Origin of the sequence: Sphingobacterium sp. B16(2022) (assembly GCF_012030425.1) — a bacterium.
Classification (GTDB): Bacteria; Bacteroidota; Bacteroidia; order Sphingobacteriales; family Sphingobacteriaceae; genus Sphingobacterium; species Sphingobacterium anhuiense.
Window position 1 is genome coordinate 97380 of the sequence record NZ_JAAUVN010000003.1, and the last position, 22737, is coordinate 120116.

Annotated in this window: 21 protein-coding genes; 10 read left to right on the forward strand and 11 right to left on the reverse strand. The window is 35.1% G+C overall.

What is annotated here, in order from left to right; all coding sequences use genetic code 11:
• Nucleotides 1–13 precede the first annotated feature (13 nt).
• The 3 genes from HCX49_RS15110 to HCX49_RS15120 all read left to right on the forward strand — a co-directional run bounded on the left by HCX49_RS15110 (nt 14) and on the right by HCX49_RS15120 (nt 5011).
• Complete coding sequence (locus tag HCX49_RS15110) at nt 14–2479, forward strand: heme lyase CcmF/NrfE family subunit (protein ID WP_168127572.1); 2466 nt, start codon at nt 14–16, stop codon at nt 2477–2479.
• Nucleotides 2479–3243, forward strand: a complete 765-nt coding sequence (locus HCX49_RS15115; protein ID WP_021190464.1) for a Rossmann-like and DUF2520 domain-containing protein — start codon at nt 2479–2481, stop codon at nt 3241–3243. The genes HCX49_RS15110 and HCX49_RS15115 overlap by 1 nt, the downstream gene beginning before the upstream one ends.
• 217 nt (nt 3244–3460) lie before the next feature.
• Nucleotides 3461–5011, forward strand: a complete 1551-nt coding sequence (locus HCX49_RS15120) for an FMN-binding glutamate synthase family protein (protein WP_021190463.1) — start codon at nt 3461–3463, stop codon at nt 5009–5011.
• A 41-nt stretch (nt 5012–5052) separates the two neighbouring features.
• Here the strand turns inward: HCX49_RS15120 and HCX49_RS15125 are convergent, their stop codons facing one another.
• Nucleotides 5053–5499, reverse strand: coding sequence for a MarR family winged helix-turn-helix transcriptional regulator (locus HCX49_RS15125; RefSeq protein WP_021190462.1), 447 nt, complete (start codon nt 5497–5499; stop codon nt 5053–5055).
• 242 nt (nt 5500–5741) lie between these two features.
• Between HCX49_RS15125 and HCX49_RS15130 the strand changes: the two genes are divergently transcribed.
• Entirely contained in the window at nt 5742–6059 is a 318-nt protein-coding gene (locus HCX49_RS15130) for a hypothetical protein (RefSeq protein WP_132769107.1), read from the forward strand.
• Nucleotides 6060–6064: 5 nt separating this feature from the next.
• Here the strand turns inward: HCX49_RS15130 and HCX49_RS15135 are convergent, their stop codons facing one another.
• A complete protein-coding gene (locus tag HCX49_RS15135) occupies nt 6065–6841 on the reverse strand; it encodes an amidohydrolase (RefSeq protein WP_021190460.1) in 777 nt (258 codons plus the stop codon).
• A 91-nt stretch (nt 6842–6932) separates the two neighbouring features.
• Nucleotides 6933–7901, reverse strand: coding sequence for a polyprenyl synthetase family protein (locus tag HCX49_RS15140; RefSeq protein ID WP_132769108.1), 969 nt, complete (start codon nt 7899–7901; stop codon nt 6933–6935).
• A 273-nt stretch (nt 7902–8174) separates the two neighbouring features.
• Here HCX49_RS15140 and HCX49_RS15145 point away from each other — a divergent pair, with 273 nt between their 5' ends.
• Complete coding sequence (locus HCX49_RS15145) at nt 8175–9344, forward strand: glycosyltransferase family 4 protein (protein ID WP_168127573.1); 1170 nt, start codon at nt 8175–8177, stop codon at nt 9342–9344.
• Nucleotide 9345: 1 nt separating this feature from the next.
• Entirely contained in the window at nt 9346–9675 is a 330-nt protein-coding gene (locus tag HCX49_RS15150) for a metal-sulfur cluster assembly factor (RefSeq protein WP_021190454.1), read from the forward strand.
• Nucleotides 9676–9711: 36 nt separating this feature from the next.
• On the opposite strand, the gene HCX49_RS15155 is transcribed toward HCX49_RS15150, so the two are convergent.
• The 3 genes from HCX49_RS15155 to HCX49_RS15165 all read right to left on the reverse strand — a co-directional run bounded on the left by HCX49_RS15155 (nt 9712) and on the right by HCX49_RS15165 (nt 12452).
• A complete protein-coding gene (locus tag HCX49_RS15155) occupies nt 9712–10953 on the reverse strand; it encodes a cation:proton antiporter (protein ID WP_021190453.1) in 1242 nt (413 codons plus the stop codon).
• A gap of 24 nt (nt 10954–10977) precedes the next feature.
• Nucleotides 10978–11457, reverse strand: coding sequence for a cation:proton antiporter regulatory subunit (locus tag HCX49_RS15160; RefSeq protein ID WP_021190452.1), 480 nt, complete (start codon nt 11455–11457; stop codon nt 10978–10980).
• 215 nt (nt 11458–11672) lie between these two features.
• Complete coding sequence (locus HCX49_RS15165; RefSeq protein WP_168127574.1) at nt 11673–12452, reverse strand: MBL fold metallo-hydrolase; 780 nt, start codon at nt 12450–12452, stop codon at nt 11673–11675.
• Nucleotides 12453–12565: 113 nt separating this feature from the next.
• On the opposite strand from HCX49_RS15165, the gene recJ reads away from it, so the two are divergent.
• From recJ to HCX49_RS15180, 3 genes are read left to right on the forward strand one after another with little or no spacing between them, the layout of a single operon-like run.
• Entirely contained in the window at nt 12566–14266 is a 1701-nt protein-coding gene (gene recJ, locus HCX49_RS15170) for a single-stranded-DNA-specific exonuclease RecJ (protein WP_021190450.1), read from the forward strand.
• A gap of 49 nt (nt 14267–14315) precedes the next feature.
• The gene (lptB, locus tag HCX49_RS15175; protein ID WP_021190449.1) at nt 14316–15056 is read left to right on the forward strand and encodes an LPS export ABC transporter ATP-binding protein; all 741 of its coding nucleotides are present in this window, start codon (nt 14316–14318) and stop codon (nt 15054–15056) included.
• A gap of 18 nt (nt 15057–15074) precedes the next feature.
• Nucleotides 15075–16589 (forward strand): GH3 auxin-responsive promoter family protein, encoded by a 1515-nt coding sequence (locus HCX49_RS15180; protein WP_132769114.1) that lies wholly within the window; start codon nt 15075–15077, stop codon nt 16587–16589.
• Nucleotides 16590–16704: 115 nt separating this feature from the next.
• On the opposite strand, the gene HCX49_RS25425 is transcribed toward HCX49_RS15180, so the two are convergent.
• The gene (locus HCX49_RS25425; protein WP_021190448.1) at nt 16705–16851 is read right to left on the reverse strand and encodes a hypothetical protein; all 147 of its coding nucleotides are present in this window, start codon (nt 16849–16851) and stop codon (nt 16705–16707) included.
• Between the two features lie 387 nt (nt 16852–17238).
• Between HCX49_RS25425 and HCX49_RS15185 the strand changes: the two genes are divergently transcribed.
• Nucleotides 17239–18309, forward strand: a complete 1071-nt coding sequence (locus HCX49_RS15185; protein WP_021190447.1) for a branched-chain amino acid aminotransferase — start codon at nt 17239–17241, stop codon at nt 18307–18309.
• Nucleotides 18310–18423: 114 nt separating this feature from the next.
• Here the strand turns inward: HCX49_RS15185 and miaA are convergent, their stop codons facing one another.
• The 4 genes from miaA to pdxA all read right to left on the reverse strand — a co-directional run bounded on the left by miaA (nt 18424) and on the right by pdxA (nt 22605).
• The gene (gene miaA / locus HCX49_RS15190; RefSeq protein ID WP_168127575.1) at nt 18424–19338 is read right to left on the reverse strand and encodes a tRNA (adenosine(37)-N6)-dimethylallyltransferase MiaA; all 915 of its coding nucleotides are present in this window, start codon (nt 19336–19338) and stop codon (nt 18424–18426) included.
• On the reverse strand, nt 19338–19928 hold the full coding sequence (locus tag HCX49_RS15195; RefSeq protein ID WP_021190443.1) for an IS1096 element passenger TnpR family protein: 591 nt from the start codon (nt 19926–19928) through the stop codon (nt 19338–19340). The genes miaA and HCX49_RS15195 overlap by 1 nt, the downstream gene beginning before the upstream one ends.
• A 70-nt stretch (nt 19929–19998) precedes the next feature.
• Complete coding sequence (locus HCX49_RS15200; RefSeq protein WP_168127576.1) at nt 19999–21432, reverse strand: CCA tRNA nucleotidyltransferase; 1434 nt, start codon at nt 21430–21432, stop codon at nt 19999–20001.
• 117 nt (nt 21433–21549) lie between these two features.
• Complete coding sequence (gene pdxA, locus HCX49_RS15205) at nt 21550–22605, reverse strand: 4-hydroxythreonine-4-phosphate dehydrogenase PdxA (protein WP_132769118.1); 1056 nt, start codon at nt 22603–22605, stop codon at nt 21550–21552.
• Nucleotides 22606–22737: the final 132 nt, after the last annotated feature.

The window sequence follows — 22737 nt, forward strand, 5'->3', positions numbered from 1 at the left end:
AATCACCAAATAAATGGACGTAAACTACGTAGGCGAGAATCTATTGCCTGGAAAAATAGGTCAGTTTTTTATTGTTCTCTCATTCGGAACAGCATTACTATCTTTCATTAGTTATTATTTTGCTACAACAAATAAAGAAGAAAAATCTTGGTTAAAAATTGCCCGGATTGCTTTCTGGACAAATGCAGCCTCAATCATTGCGATTGCTGCAACGCTTTTTTTCATTATCCATACTCATTTATTTGAATACCATTATGCATGGGCACATAGCTCCAAATCATTGCCTACACATTACATCATCTCCAGTTTTTGGGAAGGTCAGGAAGGTAGTTTTTTACTCTGGATGTTCTGGCAAAGTGTATTAGGATCAGTTTTACTTTTTAAGGCTAAAGATTGGGAGGGTCCAGTAATGACCTTCATCATGTTGTGTCAAGTATTTCTAGCTTCTATGATCGTAGGTGTACAAATTTTTGGATTTCATCTAGGTAGCTCGCCTTTTATCTTACTAAGAGAGGCTATAGAGGGACCAATTTTTAACGATCCAAACTATTTATCTTTAATTCCTGATGGCAAAGGTTTAAACCCACTGTTACAAAACTATTGGATGGTTATTCACCCGCCAACGCTATTCTTAGGTTTTGCTTCTATGGTTGTTCCCTTTGCTTATGCGGCCGCGGCTTTATGGACCAAACGTTATAAAGAGTGGATTACACCTGGATTACCATGGGCACTTTTTGCTGTCATGATATTGGGTGTAGGTATAATTATGGGATCATTTTGGGCGTATGAAGCACTTAACTTTGGTGGTTTCTGGGCTTGGGATCCTGTAGAAAATGCATCTATTATTCCTTGGTTTACTTTAATTGCTGCTGTTCACGTAATGATTGCTTATAAAAACTCTGGGCATTCTTACTTTACAGCTACATTCTTGGCTTTAATCAGTTTCGTTCTTGTCATCTATGCTTCCTACTTAACAAGAAGTGGGATTCTAGGAGAAACATCTGTGCACTCATTTACTGATTTGGGGTTAAATGTTCAACTTATTGCCTTTAATGCGACCTTCTTTGTGATTATGGTTGTAGCTTTGGTTGTCCGTAAAAAACAAATGCCGACGACTCAAAAAGAGGAGGATATCTATTCAAGAGAATTTTGGTTGTTCATAGGCGCTTTGGTTCTAACTGTTGCCTGCGTTCAAATGATCTCTTCAACTTCAATTCCAGTCTTCAATGCTATTTTTGGAACCAAGGTTGCTCCACCTTTAGATCCGATCCAACATTATAACAAATGGCAGTCGGGATTTGCGGTCATTATTATGATTTTAACTTCAATCACCCAATTCTTGAAGTATAAAAAAACAGATCCTAGAAAATTTTTCGCGTCAACCATCGCTTCTTTAATCGTAGCTATTGTATTAACTGCTGCAGTTTCTTACATCACGAAAACATACACAAATTTAATTTTCATCTTAATAACCTTCTCTTCCCTATTCTGTATTCTCGCGAATATTCGCGTATTAGCAGATGCCGTAAAAGGTAAGTGGAAATTAGCGGGGTCAGCTATTGCGCACATTGGATTTGGATTATTATTAATTGGAGCCATGATAGCAGCATCTACCAATGAAGTGATTTCAATCAATAATACGGGTTATATTGCTGTATCTGGATTTGACAAGGTTGAAAAACCTGGTGACAACCTGTTCTTAACAGAGGGTGAACCGGTGCAGATGGGTGAATACCGCATCACTTATATTGGTGATAGTGTAGCACAACCCAATGTGTTTTATAAGATAAAATATGAAGCAATCGATGAGGAAAGTGGAAAAGTAAAAAATTCGTTTGTACTTATGCCGTTTGCTCAGAATAATGAGAAAATGGGAGGATTGATCGGTACTCCTGCGACAAAGCACTACTTCACACATGACATTTACACCCTAATAACTGCGGCAGCTTCGGACTTACAGGCGAAAAATGCAAATATCCCTGCCGATCAGAAAACAGGCTTTGAGGATTATGAAGAACCGGCAACTTATGAGGTCAATGTTGGTGACACCCTTCGTTATAGAAATGGTTTCTTTGTCATTGAAGGTATTAACAGAAATGCTCATTTAGAAAACATCCCTAAGGGAGAGAAAGATGTCATTGTAGGATTAAAAATCAAAGTTATCGCTTCTGATAAAAAAGAATACAACGTTGAACCGGTGTTTTTAATCAAAGATGGTACTTCATATGATTTTAATAAAGATGTAAATGAAGAAGGACTACGTTTCCGTTTTTCAAATATCTTGCCTAAAAAAGATAAATTAGAAGTTATGGTTTACCAAAAACCACTTCCAGAGAAAAAATGGATTGTATTTAAAGCGATTAAATTTCCATATATTAATTTCTTCTGGTGTGGAACTATTGTCATGACAATCGGATTTTTCATGTCTATTTTTAGAAGAAATAGTGAGGCAAAAAGATTAGATAAAAAACAAAGCTAATGAATATTGTCATCTTAGGAAGTGGAAATGTTGCAACACACTTTGCACATAACTTCCATAACAAAGGTCACAAAATCTTGCAAATATTCAGTCAACAGAAGGTCAATGCTCAAGCATTGGCCTTTGCTGTAAATGCAGAGGCTATTTCTAAGGTATCAGAAATAAATAAAGAAGCTGATCTCTATATGATCGCAATTCCGGATCATGCTATTCCATCACTTATTGAAACCATATCTACAGCTATCTCCGGCATTGTTGTGCACTGTTCTGGAGCTACAGATATACAAGTTTTAAGTAAATTTCAGCATTATGGTGTGATATATCCTCCGCAGTCCATTTCTAAAAATGATCAATCCGACTTCAGTCTTATTCCGTTTTGTATTGAAGGAAATGACTCCATAACATTTAATATTCTGATGAAGCTTATGGCTACTATAGCACCAAAATCTATCGCTTGTAGCTCAAGTCAAAGATTAGCTATTCATATAGCCTCAGTATTTGCGAATAACTTCACAAACGCACTCTTTCAAATCAGTTATGACCTCTTACAGCAGCACGATTTACCGTTTGATATAATCAGGCCAATTATTCTTGAAACTGCACAAAAGGTACAATCTAAGCTACCTAGTCAAGTTCAGACCGGACCAGCTGTTAGAAATGACGAAATCACGATAAAAAAGCATTTAAATTTTATCAGCGAACATGATGATTGGAAACAAATCTATCAACTATTATCACAAGAGATTGTAAAAAGAAAAAGCTAAATATCATTTCTTTACCAAGATTTTAAAACTTCTTCATAACGGCCATTAATTTTCTTTTACAACAAGTAACTTAGTACTTTTGCTTTGTATAAAATGAACATTGGTTCAATATTTGAAAGCATAGTAAACATTAAAATTGTAACAGATCAATCGATTACATTTGATTGATATTTGATCAAATTTTTATTAAAGTAAGAGTCTAAATACTATTTAAATTATGACCGTTAGAAAATTAATTCTTGGCACCATGACTGTAATCAATTTGATTATAATCTCTTTTGGGCTTATTTTTACACCACAGTGGTTTTGGTTGTTAGTCATACCGATGCCTCTTTTATTTGTGGCGATATATCACAGTTTCCAACATAAACATGCAATTTTAAGAAACTATCCTTTAGTTGGATATTTCCGTTATTTCTTTGAATCCATTCGTCCAGAATTACGTCAATACTTTTGGGAGTCTGATACTGATGGACGTCCTTTTAATAGAAGACAACGTTCTATCGTTTATCAACGCGCTAAAAACCAACGGGAAACTGTTGCTTTCGGTATGCAGACAGATCCACAAACAGTCGGTAATGAATGGGCAGCTCACTCTGTCTTTCCTTGTCACATTGATAATCATGACTTACGTACTACTGTAGGGAATGCAGCTTGTAAACATCCTTATAGTTTAAGTGTTTTTAACATTTCTGCAATGAGTTATGGCGCATTGAGTAAAACAGCTATTACCGCATTAAATAAAGGTGCTCAATTACAAAATTTTGCACACAACACTGGAGAAGGTGGTATCAGTGACTATCATAACAGTGGTGGCGATTTGATCTGGCAGGTAGGTACGGGTTATTTTGGCTGTCGTACGCATGACGGTAAATTTGATGGTGAACTTTTTAGAGAAAAAACTTCACGTCCTAACATCAAGATGATTGAACTGAAAATATCACAAGGTGCTAAACCTGGCCATGGAGGTATACTACCTGCAGCCAAAAACACACCCGAAGTTGCTGCAATTCGCCACGTCATCCCAGGTACAGATGTCATGTCACCTCCTGCACACAGTGCATTCTCAAATCCAATTGAAATGATGGAATTCATTCATAGATTGAAAGAATTAAGTGACTTCAAACCTGTGGGATTCAAAATGTGTATCGGTGATAAACAAGAGTTTATTGAAATCTGTCGTGCAATGCAAACAACACAGATATTCCCAGATTTTATTGCTATTGATGGTTCCGAGGGTGGAACAGGTGCTGCACCACTCGAATTTACAGATAATCTAGGAATGCCATTATATGATGCTTTAGCTTTTGTTACAAAAACTCTAATTGCTTTTGGTCTTAAAAGACATATCAAGCTCTTAGTTTCGAGTAGAATCGTCACTGGTTTTGATTTGTTAAAAGTAATTGCTCTCGGAGCAGATGCATGCTATAGTGCCAGAGGAATGATGTTTGCATTAGGCTGCATTCAAGCTTTGAAATGTAACGAAGATACTTGTCCTGTAGGAGTTGCAACACAACAGCCCCACTTGTATAAAGGATTAGATGTTAACGATAAATATGTACGTGTCGCACAATTCCATCGTAACACTTTACGTGCTACTGTAGAGATTATGGAAGCTTGTGGATTTAAAACTTTATCCGATGTCAGTGCCGATAAATTTTTCAGAAAAGTTGATGCTGTTAACACATTAAGTTTTCAAGACATCTATTTTGGAAGAGAAGGTCGTCTAATCGAAAGTCATACTGATTTTGAGGCAAAAATATTTTAATAATAAAGAAGGGCTTTTCATAAAACAAAAGCCCTTCTTTATTATTTTCTCAAATTGCAGATAACTTGTTGAAGCGTTACTTGCGCCATATCAATTGTATCTGGAGATACCCCATCCAATGCTTCAGCAATAGTCTTATTAGCTTGTTGCATACCCATCTCTTTTAACTTACGGGCAGACTTAGTTAAATAAATCAAATTTGATCTACGATCATCTTTATCATTTACTCGGATAACTAAATTTAATTTCTCCAAATTATTAATTAAACGCGTAATACTTGGTTTATCTCTAAAGGTTCTAATGGCCAACTCTTGTTGTGTAAGTCCCTCCTCTTGCCATAAATTGTACAAAATACTCCATTGCTCAGCCGTAATATTGATTCCCACATCTTTTAAATTACGCTGCATTCTACGCGATATGGCTGTAGTCGCTTTTCCAGTTAGAAAATCATAGAACTCTATCTTTCCAATTAAATCTTCATTAAGCATAATAATCAAAGTCTTTTTAGGTTATACTATATCGTACTTTTTAGCCAACGGATCTTTATTTTCAAAAAAGATAAAATTAACTATAACTCGTTGGCCAAATAGGTTTATATTATAAATATAATGCTTTACATGGTATAACAAAAATTAAATTGTTTTTTTTTTGTTATCTTCATGCTATGGAAAAGTTGGTCCCCCTATTAATTGCATTAGCAATCTTTGGTTTTAAGTCATATCAGAACTATATGAAAGAGCAAGATGCTGCGCTAAAAAGAAGAAAGGCAAATGCCCCTATTCCTAGCAAAAACAAAACAGAACCACCTGCATATCAACCCTCTCAGAAAGAAAAGAATGTGGTTACCCCACCACCTTTTTACTCAGAAAAAATAAAAGATACAAACGAAATTCAGCGATTTAAAAAAGAAAGAGAAGAGCACCGCTTAGCTTTGAATAAAAAAAATAAATTACCACAATCTTTACAAAAAGAACCAATGGTAACAGAAGACTTTGATTTAAGAAAGGCAGTCATAATGTCTATCATTCTTGATAGACCCTACAAATAATGACATTAATCTATTGTGAAGCTATCTGCATCCTGTAAAAATGGAAAAGATTTTCTTGCTTCATGAAGATCTTTGGGATGAATAGTAAATGTATACAGATCTTCATCTTCAGGTTTATAATAAACCACATCTCCTACAGGAGAAATACACATAGAACCACCTGAATAATAAATATCATTACCATCGTGACCTACACGATTAACACCAATAACAAAAGCTTGATTTTCTATAGCACGTGCTGGAATTAAGGTTCTCCAATGAGCAGAACGTTTATCTGGCCAGTTTGCAGTATATATCAATAAATCATAAGCGCCACCAATATTTCTTGACCATACCGGAAAGCGTATATCATAACAAATCATAGGACATATATTCCAACCTCTGATGTTTACAATAATACGTTCTCGTCCAGCTGTAAAATAGAGGTCTTCTTTTGCCATTGCAAACAAATGTCTTTTGTCATATTTTACGTAGGTTCCATCTGGAGACATCCAGACAAAACGATTAAAGTATTTCCCGTCTTCTGTTATAATCAATGAACCTGCTATCACACAATTTAAACTTTGGGACATGTGGAACAGCCACTGCATGGTTTTACCATCACTTGGTTCTGCACACTTCTCTACATTATTTGTAAATCCGGTATTGAACATTTCAGGCAAAATAATAAGATCCGTTTTTTCTCTTAAATTCGAGAGTTTAAGCGCGAGATTACTCAAGTTCTTATCGACATTTTCCCAAAAGATATATGCTTGAAAGATTGTTACTTTTAACGGTTCCATTGTAGTTGTTTCGTAAATTATGATGACCTAAGTCTACAAATTAAGAATTTTTTAAATAAATAAAGATTAAATAGACAATTAATAGCTATTACTATTGTTCCCTGATGAGGAGTTGAGTCGATAATGTTATTAACGTCTCTTTCTTGTGATTTGGTATATTAATCGCCGATAATCTTTCAAATGCACGTTGTGTATATGCATCTTTTAATTTGTCTGCATATTCTTTAATATTATAGTTTTGGTATAGTGATAACATATCATGCAATTTGTTTGGATTATCCTGTATTGTTGCGTTTAATAAATTCTGAAGTTTTGTAAGATCCTCTTCCTTTATGATTTCCATTAATTTGACCAACAGATAGGTCTTTTTATTAATTAGAATATCTCCTCCAATCTGTTTACCAAAAGTTTCAGGGTTGCCATAAGCATCTAGTACATCATCTTGAAGCTGGAAAGCTATTCCTATATATTCTCCAAATTCATAAATTAATTTTTGATCACTAAGATTTGCTTCGGCCAATATTGCCCCCATCTGTAGTGCACCTCCTAACAGTACTGAAGTTTTAAGCCTAATCATCTCAATATATTGATCCATACTAATTTTATCAGTATGTTCATAATCCATATCCAGTTGTTGGCCTTCACAGACTTGCATAGCAACTCTATTAAAAGTTTTAAGGAGATCTGCTATATAAAGCGGATTGCTATTAGCCAATTCATCATAAGCTTTTACCAATAATCCATCTCCTGAAAGGATAGCGACATTCAAATCCCATTTCTCATGAACGGTTGCTTTTCCTCTTCGTAGAGGTGCTTTATCCATAACGTCATCATGAACTAAAGAAAAGTTATGAAAATATTCGATTGATTTTGCAGCAGGTAAAGCATCATTAATTTCTTTAATATCAAACATTTCAGCGGCAACCAATGTCAAGGCTGGTCTAATACGTTTACCACCTAAACTTAAAAAATAGCGAATTGGGTCGTAAAGATTATTCGGTTGATTCGGAAATTGACTGTTTTGAATCGAGTCAGAGATTAGTTTTTGTAAATGCTGCATAGTATCTAGTCATCTTCTCCTAATGATACGCGAAGATAACAATTATAAAAACAAACTTTTACTAAGTACCGTTGAAAACAGTTTAATTCATTTCAAATAGTTTTTATCTCCTACACCTACTTTCTTAGTGAGAAAAAGATAAAATATTTAAAGTTAATGAATCGTGAGCAGATAGATACCTTACCTAGGATCGATTATATTTGTTGTTACTGCACTGGAATTAAAATTGCACATAAAACAAATTTATCTAAGTTTGTAAAAAAGCAAGCATATATGCGTATTCTAATCATCCATACTTTTTATCAAGGGCCAGGAGGTGAAGACACCGTTTTCAAACAGGAAAGTGAATTACTCGCTATAGATCATGATGTGGAGACGTTTACCTTTCAAAATAAAAAAGGATGGAAAGGCGCTTTGCAAACACTTTTTTCTTTTTGGAATATTGCTGCGGCTTATCGCGTAAGAAAGTGCATTAATAATTTTAAACCTCAGGTTGTCCATATTCATAATACACATTATGCAAGTGGTCCTATCATTTTAAGGACAATTCACAAATTGGGCGTTCCACTCATCATGACCTTGCACAATTTTCGTATTCTTTGTCCCTCTGCTATATTATATCATGAGCATCAGCTATTTCTTTCCAGTTTAAAAGAAAATTTTCCATGGACAGCCATTAAAAAGAAAGTACTAGACGGATCTACTGTCAAGACTTTTGTACTTGCATTGAACTATTGGTTTCATAGACGAATTGGAACATGGAATATGGTAGATCGATATATAGCTTTATCAAGTTTTGCGAAAAAACTTTTTATAGATTCAACCTTACATGTTCCTGCACAAAAATTTACAATCAAACCAAACTTTACCTTTCCTATTAAAGATACAATCGATGCTCAGGAAGACTTTTTTATATATATCGGAAGACTTACAGAAGAAAAAGGTATCGTAAATCTTTTGAAAGCATTTTCAAAAACAGATAGCAAGATCATCATTATAGGTGACGGACCTTTAAAACAAACAGTAGTCGATACTGCAAATCGTCATGCCAATATAAAATATATGGGTTTTAGAACCCGTGATGAAATACTGCCATTAGTTGAAAAAGCCGAAGCATTGCTCGTGCCCTCAGTATGGTTTGAGGGGATGCCAATGACGATCTTAGAGGCTTTCTCAGTCGGAACCCCAGTGATCGGCAGTGATATCGGAGCTTTAAGTGAATTAATTATCCCAGATAAGACAGGATTACTATTTAACCCACAAAGTGTGGATAATATGTTAAAAACTGTACAGCAATGGAAAAATTACAGTATTAAAGAAAAATATAACATTAGACAAACAACAAAAGAGTTCTATTTTAGTAATTTTACTCCAGAAGAGAATAAAAAGAAATTGCTTGAAATATATAATGAAGCAATTGAAGATAACATAAAACGATCTTAAAATGAGTATTATAATTTTAGATAAGTTAAATATTGCGCCAGCTATCCAGGAAGCATTAGAAACTGTTTATGATCCAGAATTAAAACCGGCAAATATTGTCGATTTAGGATTGGTATATGAAATCATAACCAAAGAAAATGGAACCGCTAAGATAGTGATGACATTAACTGCGCCAGGATGTCCAGTTGCTGGTCAGATCATGGATGAGGTACAAAGTAAGGTTGCTGCTGTACCTGGCGTTACAGAAGCTCTTGTTGAGCTTACATTCGATCCACCGTGGACAAGGGATATGATGAGCGAAGAAGCAAAATTAGAATTAGGCTTCTTGTAATGGTAAAAAAGGGAATCTATAATAGATTCCCTTTTTTTATAATGTTTGACCAGACTCCAGATCACTTAGCCTTTTGACTGTTTTTGGTTTAATTTCATCCTTACCGAATAATTTTGTCCATAGATTACGGGATTCTTTTGTTAACAGTGGTGATACAATTGACAGAATCAACACATACACAACGACAAACGACTGGATAACAGGCAATAACCCTCCTGCCTTACCAATATTGGCCATGATAATGGAAAACTCACCTCGAGCAGATAATGTAAATCCGATATCAAAAGCTGTTTTATTCTTCATTCCTGAGAACCTTGCCGCAAAGTATCCTGAAGCCAAATTACCGAGGATAGTAACCAGAGCAGCAATTGAGGCCCATAATACCGCACCACCCAAGGATAGTATATCTATTGATAAACCAAAGCTAAAAAAGAACATTGCTCCAAAAAAATCTTTGTAGGGCAATACCATCGCTTCAATCTTCTTGATATATTGCGAATCTGCTAAAACTAATCCTGCCATTAATGCTCCAATGGCTTCCGCAACGTGAATAGTTTCAGAAAATCCAGCTGTTATAAATAGTAGTGCAAAGATAACAAGGACAAATAGTTCAGAAGATTTAACCTGCAATAGCTTATCAATTGCAGGAACTAGCTTTCTTCCCAGAATTAGAAATGTTAAAATAAATCCCAATGCTAGCAATGAAGTTCCGGCAACAGTCCAAAAAGAACTACTTCCCGTTAGAATCAATCCCGAAAGGAAAGAAATATGCATGGCAATAAATAAATCATCAAACATAATCATTCCCATAATCACCTCTGTTTCAGGATTTGCAGTCCGTTTCAAATCTGTCAATACCTTTGCTACAATGGCTGTGGAAGAACTTGTCATAATACCACAAAGTACCATCATCTCCTTAAATGGCAGATCCATCATCCATCCAATGAGTAACCCAGACACAAAATTGAGTAAAACATACACTGTTCCACCTGTCACGATTGATTTTCCGGACTTAATTAATCGGCCAACCGAGAATTCCAGTCCGAGATAAAACAACAGAAAAAGTACGCCTAAGCGCCCCATAAAATCAATAAACGGTTTACTTTCCGTAAATGTCAGGTCTATATGACCAATTTGGGGAGCATGCTGGCCCAACACCATACCTATCAATATAAAAAATGGAATAACTGAAAACTTTAACTTATTGGCGATTAAACCAACAAATGCGACAAGGCCTACTGCGATTCCAATTTCTAAAATAAGTGTGTGTGATGGCATATATATTTATTTAGTTTACAATGTTTACAATAATATCTCTTTCAATAATTTAATATTATTCTTTTTTCCGGCAATAACTAAGGTAGTCCCTGGACTAATCATATAATCAGGTCCTGGATTAATAACCGTATTATCACCTAGTATTCCTGCTATAATAGATGCTCCTGTACGTTGACGAACTTCCAATTCGCCAATCGTTTTATTGGCTCCTTCAAATTTGCCTTCAACTTTATACCATTCAATTCTTAAATCATCTAAAGCGACTTCAATTGTTTCTAAAGCTTTAGGCTTATAGGACAATCCTCCGATAATACCGGCAACCTGTCTTGATTCCTCATCGCTTAAGGTCATGACACAGCGAGACTCACTCTCTTCCTCATCATAACGATATAATTCTCTTCGACCATCGTCATGAATAACCACGACCATATTGTCTCCAGCTTCAGTTTCAATTTGATACTTTTTTCCAATACCAATAAGATCCGACTCTCTTACAATAGACATATTTTTTTGCTTTATTATAAAACTTAATTTTTCAATAGCTGAAGTAAAAAGGCATACTATACAGCTTTATACAAACTTAACCAAAAATCCAGTCATAATAGAATTTATATGACGTGACCATCGGATTAATTCAAATACAGATACAATGAAGTCCTTGTACACAGGTCTTCCTTAAGTTAAGAAAAGATGCGGTATTTTTTATCTTTTCTTGATTTTTATTTTGCTTCAATCACTGTAAAACTTCTATCAAACTGCATGGTAGGCTTTCCTATTGCTATACTTGTGGCATGATAAAAAAGATAAATCCAATCGTTTGGAGCTCCATTTTCCCAGTACTCCTGACGTAACTTTCTTGACAAATGTCCATCATAGTCATATTTTGCGCTCTGATTTTGAAAGATCATCTCTGGTTCCGGCAGGACGTCTCCTCCAAAAAAATAATGATCTTTTCCATTATTAATGTGGAAGGTCTGATGATGTTGGGTATGCCCGCCACTTAAACAATATTCAACTTCTTCATTAACTTTACCATCTCCTTCAACAAGATTCAGATTACCGCTCCTTTGCAGAACATCAAAAATTTCAGTACGGTAAGAGCTATTGATTCCGGAATAAGCATCTTCCCATTCACCTCGTTGCACTATATACTCTGCTTCGGGAAATGCAATCCTTCCGACCTGATCAGTGAAACTCACCATACCACCAGCATGATCTTTATGCAAGTGTGACATCAATACATATTTCACATCTTTGGGAGAATAACCTAATTTTTCAATATTTTCATAGAGAAGTAGTTTCCCTTCATTGTTTGTTAATCCAAGTCCAGTATCACATAAAACCAATCCATTTGCGGTCTCGATTAGAAACGGATGCACTTGAATAAACATAGAAGCTGGACGATCATTTTTACTATCAACAGCAGGGTCAAAGGGAATAAATTTTTTAGAAACATCGACCGAAAATGAGCCTTCGAATAAGGAATATACTTGTAACATCTTTAATTTATTGGAAACTTGCGTGTTAGACACAACGCTATGATTACCCTAGTGTATAATTAGGTTAGTCAATAGACAAAACGTATATTTACACATAATTACGATGCAAAGATATGCAAAAAAGGTGGGTACTAAAATCTAAAAGTGAGGTCAAAAAAGTTAATCAATTAGGCAATGAACTTGGTATTAATCCAGTATTAGCAGAATTGTTAGTCAGTAGAAATATTGAGACTTTTGATACTTCAAAACAGTTTTTTAGACCTTCTCTAGACCAACTGCACAATCCATTCTTAATGCAAGATATGGAAAAAGCAATTGCGCGAATTACGACCGCAATCGGCCAGAATGAAAAGATCTTAATTTATGGAGATTATGATGTAGATGGCACTACTGCTGTAGCTGTTGTGTATAGTTTTTTTCGAGAGTTTCACTCGCGCATTGAATTCTATATTCCTGATCGTTATGCTGAAGGATATGGTATCTCTACACAAGGTATAGATTATGCTGCAGAAAACGGTTTCTCATTGATCATTGCACTTGACTGTGGTATAAAAGCAAACGATAAAGTTGACTATGCCAATTCTAAGAATATCGACTTCATTATTGGTGATCACCATTTACCTGGAGATGAACTTCCAAAAGCATTTGCTGTACTTGATCCAAAAAGAAAAGACTGTGCTTATCCATACAAAGAATTATCGGGCTGCGGTATAGGATTTAAACTTATCCAAGCCTTTATCATGAAAAATGATATGTCTTTGGATATTTGCTATCAATTTTTAGATCTTGTTGCGGTAAGTATTGCATCGGATATTGTACCTATAACTGGAGAAAATAGAATTCTGACGCATTTCGGACTCATTAAATTAAATACCAATCCTTGCTGCGGTCTTCAAGCACTTGTTGATTTATCCACCAATAAAACAAAGACATTCACAGTAAATGATATTGTTTTTCAAATAGGTCCGCGGATCAATGCTTCTGGTCGTATTGATCATGCTAAAGATGCGGTAAAATTATTAATATCAAAATCACTGCAAGAAGCAAAAGATTTTAGTATCAATATTGATGATCAAAATAATGTTCGTAAAGATTTTGACCTTAGAATAACCGAAGAAGCTCTAGCGATTATAGATCAAAATGACTCGCTAAAAACACGAAAATCAACTGTGCTCTATAAATCAGATTGGCATAAAGGTGTTATCGGCATTGTGGCATCAAGGTTGACTGAAAAATACTATAGACCAACGATTATTCTGACCGAAACCAATGGTCATATCGCAGGTTCCTGTAGATCTGTAATTGGGTTTGATTTATATGAAGCCTTAAGTGAATGTAGCGATCTATTAGATCAATTTGGAGGGCATAAATATGCAGCAGGGTTGACGATGCAGATCGGAAATATCAAATTATTTCAGGATCGTTTCGAAGAGGTTGTTTCTAAACTCATTACTCCTCAGATGTTAATACAAGAGATCTTGATTGATACTAAACTAAACCTGCAAGATATTGATGCCAAATTTCACCGCATTCTAAGTCAATTTGAACCATTCGGGCCTCAAAACGAAAGCCCCATTTTCCTTAGTCAAAAAGTTAGTTTAATCGGACCTGCCTATTTAGTAGGATCGAATCACTTAAAAATGACCATCAAACAAGAAAACTCTCCTTCTTTTGATTGCATTGGTTTTGGATTATCTGAACATATACAGGCTATTAACAGTGGTAAGCCATTTGACATCTGTTATAGCATAGAAGAAAATGTATGGCGAGGCAAAAAGAATTTGCAATTAAATATAAAAGGAATCCGATATTAAATATATTTGTACTTATCAGATTGCTTTTTTGAGTTAAAACACGAATCAAATGATACTAAGAGCAGAACATCTCATCAAAAAATATAAGCAACGCACTGTTGTAAACGATGTTTCTTTCCAGGTAGAGCAAGGGGAAATTGTTGGTCTTCTAGGACCTAACGGAGCGGGAAAGACGACTTCTTTTTATATGATTGTTGGATTAATAAAACCTAATGAGGGTCATGTTTATTTAGACGATCAAGAAATCACACAGGATGCCATGTACCAGCGTGCTCAAAAAGGAATCGGTTATCTTGCCCAAGAAGCTTCGATTTTTAGAAAACTATCGGTTGAACACAACATATTATCTGTACTGGAGATCCATTATCCTAATAAAAAGGAACGCTTAGAAAAACTGGAAGAACTTTTAACCGAATTTAGCTTGCACCGTGTCCGTAAAAACAGAGGTGATCTTCTTTCCGGTGGAGAAAGACGTCGTACGGAGATCGCACGGGCATTAGCGGCAAACCCATCTTTTATCTTGTTAGATGAACCTTTTGCGGGTGTGGATCCAATCGCGGTAGAGGAAATCCAAACAATTGTTGCAAAGTTAAAAACACGTAATATCGGAATTTTAATTACCGATCATAACGTACAAGAAACGTTATCCATTACAGATAGGGCTTACTTATTGACAGAAGGTAAAATTATGCTTGCTGGAACTCCAGAAGAAATTGCCAGTAATGAAATGGCCCGTACATTCTATTTAGGCCAACATTTTGAACTCCGTCGCAAAAAGATAATTATTTAACGTTAATTCTACCTTTATATGGCAATATTAGACTCCCTACTTACTTGGTTCATGAAAAAACGGATTCATCAGATTGAATTATTCATGAAATATCCACATGATGTACAAGAAGAATGGTTTCAAAGTTTAATATCATCAGCCGAAGCAACAGAATGGGGGAAAAAATACGATTACAACAGTATTTTAACGCCTGAGGAATTTAAAAACAGAGTTCCAATTCAAGATTACAATTCATTGAAGCCTTATATCGATCGGATGATCAAAGGAGAGCAAAATATACTATGGCCATCTGACATCAAGTGGTTCGCCAAATCTTCGGGAACTACCTCAGACCGTAGCAAATTTATCCCAGTCAGTGAAGAGTCTTTAACAGAATGTCACTTTCAGGGTGGGAAAGATATGTTGACAATTTACTTCAACAATAAACCCGAAAGCCAGATTTTCTGTGGAAAATCGGTCGTATTAGGAGGGAGTTCTCAGATTAACAGTTTTAGTTCAGACTCTTATTATGGTGATTTATCTTCTATTCTATTGCGGAATCTCCCTTTTTGGGCCGAATTTAAGCGTACTCCAAATTTAGAAGTAACTTTACTTCCTGATTTTGAGGAAAAAATAGAAAAGGTGGCCAATATCACCATCCATGAGAATGTCACCAATCTGGCTGGTGTTCCAACATGGAATATTGTTCTAGCAAAAAAGATATTGGAAATCACAGGTAAGAATAATTTGCTTGAAGTCTGGCCTAATCTGGAATTTTATACCCATGGTGGCGTAAGTTTCAAACCTTATCGCGAACAGTTTAAAAAACTGATTCCTTCTGATAATATGTATTATTTAGAAAATTATAATGCATCCGAAGGATACTTTGCTCTTCAAGATCTGCCCGACTCAGAAGAATTATTATTAATGCTTGACTATGGCATTTATTACGAATTCTTACCGATCGAAAATTTATATGATGAGAATCCGCAAACATTAGGATTACATCAAGTAGAATTAAATAAAAATTATGCTTTGATCATTTCGACCAATGCTGGTTTATGGCGGTACATGATCGGTGATACGATTAAATTTGTAACGCTATCTCCATACCGTATTCAAATAACAGGACGGACAAAACAATTCATCAATACCTTTGGCGAAGAACTTATCGTCGATAATGCAGAGGATGCTATAAAGAAGGCTAGTGAAAGTACACGTGCAATTGTAAAAGATTATACTGCTGGACCGATTTACTTTAAAGAGGGTGAAGCTGGAGCTCATGAATGGATTATTGAATTTGAACAACAACCTGATAATTTTGAAACGTTTTGTAAGATATTGGATCAAACATTGAGAGAGATCAATTCGGATTATGATGCTAAACGTTATAAAAATATGGCATTACAATTTCCGGTTATTCACAATGCCCCTGCATACACATTCTTTCAATGGATGAAATCAAAGGGTAAGCTTGGTGGGCAAAATAAAGTACCGCGACTGTCGAATAATCGTGATTACCTTGAGCCTATATTGGACATAATAAAGAAGTAATGTACCTTAAAAGTTTATAGGGAAAGATTTTAATAAAAAATGAGATTGATCAGTTTATGAGCAATCTCATTTCAATTTTTTAGTACCTGCTAAATTTGAAAAATAATAAAATACCCTAGGGTTTGATAGCCGTTTTATAAAGAAAAACAAAAAAGCCTAAAATAAAATTTAGTGAAAATCCTTTTTTCTCCACAGCTGTGTTTTGATCAAATTCTAATTCATCATTTTCCAATGCATTGTTTTTACTGTTTAATCGGTGCATGGTTTTTAATCGTTTAGTTTGTTTTTTATTAGTGAATATCTGTTTAGAAGTGTTAGCCCTTTTTAAAACCTACCATTTTTGATGATAGATTAGTGTTTCCGTTAATCCAAATAACATGCCACTTTACAATTACTGTGTTAATTCATCTAAAATTAACACAGAATAAAGGAAAAGGTAACAAAACAGCTAAAAAAGCCTAAAAAATGATAATCTCTAGTAATTCAAATGATAATCTGTCCATAAAATAAAACGTAAAATCCTAAAAAATAGACAAATTTACTGTGTAATAATAAAATTTTCTCACTCAGAATAATATTTGATAAACAAGAGGTTTATCATTCAAATTCGTGGTTTTTTTCATACTTTAGCATTTGTAATTAAAATACAATGAGCGCGACAGAAAATTATTCAATTCGCGTAGAGCCCACACAACAATCGAGACTCTCGCAAGTAGATTTTAACAATCTAAAATTTGGAAAAATATTATCCGACCATATGTTGGTCGCTACCTATGAAGATGGAGCATGGACTGATGTCAGTATTGTGCCTTATGGTGATATTAATGTAAGCCCTTCTATGTCGGCTTTACATTATGGCCAAGCAATCTTTGAAGGTATTAAAGCATACAAATTTCAAGATGGAACTATTAGTATTTTCCGTCCTGACAAGAACTGGGAAAGATTCAATACTTCTGCAGCTCGTCTGGAGATGCCAGAAGTTCCTGAAGAAATCTTTTTAGGTGGATTAAAAAAACTATTAGCCACCGATAATAAATGGATTCCAAATGCTCCAGGCACATCTTTATATATCCGTCCATTTATGTTCGGTACTGAAGCGGCTTTAGGAGTACACCCTTCTAATTCCTACAAATTTATAATTATCACTAGCCCTGTAGGTGCTTACTATAGCAATCCTTTAAAATTAAAGGTAGAAACACATTATACCCGCGCAGCAGAAGGCGGAGTAGGTTTCTCAAAAAATGCAGGTAACTATGCATTGTCACTATACCCTACTCGTTTGGCAAATGATGAAGGTTTTGATCAATTGATGTGGACTGATGCTTCGGAACATAAATATATTGAAGAGGCTGGAACAGCCAACCTAATATTCCGTATCGGTGACAGTATTATTACTCCTCACGGTGATACGATCCTACATGGTGTAACAAGACGTACAATTATGGAACTGGCGGCAAGCTGGGGATATAAAACGGAGCAACGCAGAGTATCTGTCAAAGAACTTATTGATGGAATCAAAGCAGGAATTGTAACAGATGCATTTGCTGCTGGTACAGCTGCAACATTAACACCAATTGCCACTATTGGTTATGAAGGTGAATTGTTTCAATTACCTCCTGTAGAAGGTCGCGATTTCTCTAAAAAAGTATTAACCTATTTAGATGATCTTCGATATGGCAGAATTGCTGACGAATTTGGATGGAATTTGATCGTGGAATAATTATATTTCATTTCGTAGAAAAAAGGGCTTGATTACCATTGTAATCAAGCCCTTTTTATGTTATCAACAGAGTTATTAACATAATGTGGATAACTCTGTTGATATCGTATAAAATTATGATTGAATATAATCTATAATCTGGTTTTTGTCCTTAGGATCAAACCAAACTGTACTGATATCTTTCTTAAACCAAGTGAGTTGCCTTTTAGCATACCGTCGCGAGTTTTGCTTAATTTTATCTATTGCTTCTTCCCAAGATATTTTCTCATCTAAGAAATCGAACAGCTCAGAATAACCGACAGTCATTAAAGCAGGCTTATGTTTAAAAGATATTAATGACTTTACTTCACCCAATAAACCATCTTTCACCATCAAATCGACACGCATATTAATGCGTTCGTATAAAGTTGTTCGGTCCATTGTAAGTCCAACTGTAATGATCTTAAAGGGTCTCACTGCTTTTGTCTTTTGAAGAAAATTAGAAAATGGTAATCCAGTAGTTTCAAATACTTCCAGGGCTCGAATTACCCGTTGAACATTTGAAATATCTACCTGATCATAATAAACAGGATCGACTTCTTTTAAATAAGCTTGAAGTGGCACAATTCCCTCGTTATCAAACCTGTTATTTAACCGTTCTCTTGTTTCTGGAAGGGCCTTTGGTAAATTATCCAAACCTTCACATACTGCTCTCACAAATAAACCAGATCCGCCTACCATAATGACTATATCCTTTTTTTTGAACAGCGAGCTTATTGTTTCTAATGCCTCTTTTTCAAAATCACCGGCAGAATAATCCTCTTCTATAGAATGTGAATTAATAAAATGATGAGGCGCCTGACCTAATTCAGATGCAGTAGGTTTGGCCGTACCAATACTCATTTCACGGTAAAACTGTCTTGAATCGGCTGAAATAATCTCCGTATCAAAATATTGAGCAAGCTCAATTGCCATAGCAGTCTTACCTACTGCAGTAGGCCCTACTATAGCAATTAAAGTTTTATTATGTTGATCTGTGGTGCCTAACATTAATATTCGTCAAACGAACCACTACTTTCCTCTTCAGACTTTTCTCCACTTTCTTCTTCATCATCCCCGTCAAACAAATCGAATTCTTCGTCATCATCAACGCCATATTGCGTTTCATCTACCAAAACTTCATCTTCTTCATCGTCATCCAAAGGATCTGCAACAGGAAAATTCGCTGCTGCTAAAGATTTTGGTGCTTGACCCACCGTTTTAAAAACAGTAGGATAAGTTTTGCCTTCCTCTTCTTTTAAAATTTTGATCAATTCCACATGAAATTCATAAGGTCTATCAAAATTATAGATGTAATAAAACTTTTGGTGGGGATCGTCAATAAACTTGCTTAAACGAATATTTTCCATTAGTAAAACACCATCTGAAATTTTACGAGCAGTTGGTAAAAGAGCAATTTCAGTTCCTTTTTTCCATTGATCGTTACTAACATAAAAGGAAGATGAACGGTCAGCTTCATAAGCAGTTGTCTTATGAATAGCCTCATGTAATTCTAAGAAAGTTTGTTTCGAAAGCATATCGATTTCTCTATACACATCCTCATAATCTTCAAAAGTGATTCTGAATCTATAAATAGCCATTTCTAATATTCGTTTTGTTTGTTAACAAGATGAGCTTCAATAAGAATTGAAGCGATTAAAGATACTTTTTTTATTTAACTTTTGTATTCAAATCCCATGCCTTTCTAATAGTCAAGCCCAAATCTTGAGCTTTGTTGACCATAAAATGATATGCGTCCATCTTAGCATTAGGAATCTCTCCTTCTAAGATCGCTTCTCGGATTGCATTTTTTATTTTCCCAACTTCACGACCTGGCCCAATACCAAAAACTTCCATAATATCTTCTCCAGAAATTGGAGGTTGCCAATTTCGGATCTGATCACGTTCTTCAACATCTTTTAGTTTTTGCTTGACCAATTCGAAATTCTGACGATATTTCTTCTTTTTATATTCATTTTTTGTTGTTACGTCGGCATGGCATAATTGCATCAAAGCATCAATATCATCACCGGCCTCAAATAACAAACGACGTACAGCAGAATCAGTAACAATATCTTGAGCCAGTACAATTGGTCTTAGATGTAATAAAACTAGTTTCTGAACAAACTTCATTTTTTCATTCAATGGAAGTTTTAACTCAGCAAATAATTTAGGAACCATTCGTGCCCCTTTATCTTCATGACCATGAAAGGTCCATCCTAGCTTTTTATCAAATCTTTTTGTGGGAGGTTTTGCAATATCGTGCATAATAGCAGCCCATCTTAACCACAGATCATCGGTTGTTTCACAGACATTATCCAAAACTTCCAGCGTATGGTAAAAATTATCTTTATGTCCTTTTCCATCGATGATTTCTACACCGTATAAGTTTTGCATTGCAGGAAAAACCAAAGCCAATAACCCTGTATCAAATAAGTATTTAAATCCAATAGAAGGTTTTTCTGACAAGATAATCTTATTAATTTCGTCAGTGATGCGCTCTTTTGATATAATACGAATACGATCTTTAGTATCTGTGATCGCTTGAATCGCCTTTGTATCAATCTTAAAGTTCAATTGTGTAGCGAAACGAATAGCACGCATCATACGCAAAGGATCATCGGAAAATGTCACGATTGGATCTAATGGTGTACGTATAGTACGTAATTCAATATCCCTTACTCCATCAAATGGATCAAGCAACTCACCATAATTATCCTTATTCAGTGAATATGCCATAGCATTGATGGTAAAATCACGTCGATTTTGATCATCAACTAAAGTTCCATCTTCAACAATTGGTTTTCGGGAATTAGCACGGTAAGATTCTTTACGAGCTCCTACAAATTCCACATTTAATCCTTCAAAAACTAACATTGCTGTTCCAAAACTTTTGTAAACAGCAACTTTAGTTTTCAATTTATTTCCTAAAGCTGTAGCAAACTCAATTCCACTTCCAACAACAACAATATCCACATCATTTTTAAAAGGCCGGCCCATAATATGATCGCGTACATAACCGCCAATGACGTAGCACTCCGTATTTGTTGTTTCGGCTAACTCTTTAATGATTGGGAAAATAGGATGTTGTAAATTATCACTCATAGCATGAATCTAGGTCCTTAAAAAAACACTAGGATGCAAAAGTAAGGAATTTATTATAAAATAGATATTAGTCTTGCGATATAAGCGCACAAGACTAATAATATTACGTCTTTATATTTAATCGCGATCGCGAGAAAGCTTGCGGAAAGCTAGTGGATTTTGAGATAGCTCTGCCTGTTCACGACGACGCTTTACAATGTGAACTGCCTGAAATATAGCTTCCATGAAAGACTCATGAGCAGCAACATTTTGTCCAGCAATATCATAACCCGTTCCATGATCTGGAGAAGTACGAACAATCGGCAAACCTGCAGTAAAATTTACACCATTACGATTTGCAATATGTTTAAAAGGAATCAATCCTTGATCATGGTACATAGCTAATACCGCATCAAATTTTTCGTAAGCATGATTAGCAAAAAAACCATCTGCAGGATAGGGTCCAAAACACAATATTCCTTTTTCTTTTGCTTTTTCTATCGTTGGTCGGATAATCATATCATCTTCAACACCAATAACACCATTATCTCCTGCATGTGGATTTAATCCGAGTACAGCAATTTTAGGTTTCTGAATCCAGAAGTCCTTTTTAAGACTCTCATTCATTAGCTCCAATTTATTTAAAATTGCTGCTTCTGTAATATGATCGGAAACATCTTTTACAGGTATATGGCCTGTAACAACACCCACCCGCAACTCATCACAGATCATAAACATCAATACATCATCCGCATTTGTTTTTTCTTGCAAATACTCCGTATGTCCTGGAAAATGAAATCCTTCCTGCTGGATATTATGTTTATTAATAGGGGCAGTGACCAAAGCATCAATCTTTCCTGCATTTAGATCTTCAACCGCTTTTTCTAATGAAATAAAAGCATATTTACCACCGATCTCATTTTCTTCGCCTAAAGTTATCTTGACATCCTCCTGCCAGCAATTAATCATGTTAGCCCGTTTAGGATTTGCCTGCTCAGGATCATTGATGACATTAAAACTAAAATCACTGACACCTAATGCTTTTCTATGAAATGACGCAACTTTTGTATTACCGTAAACAATCGGAGTGAAAAATTCTAAAACACGATTGTCCAATAATGATTTTATAATTACTTCCAATCCGATACCATTGATATCGCCTACTGTAATACCTATTTTTAATTTGTCAGCCATAGTAAAAAATGAAATTATTGACTCAAAAGTAATTAAAATTATATGAAATAGTCAAGCATCACTTTAATTTCCAATTCATATAAACCACCTTCAAGAGAAACAGATGATAAATTGCCACTCATTTACCTTACC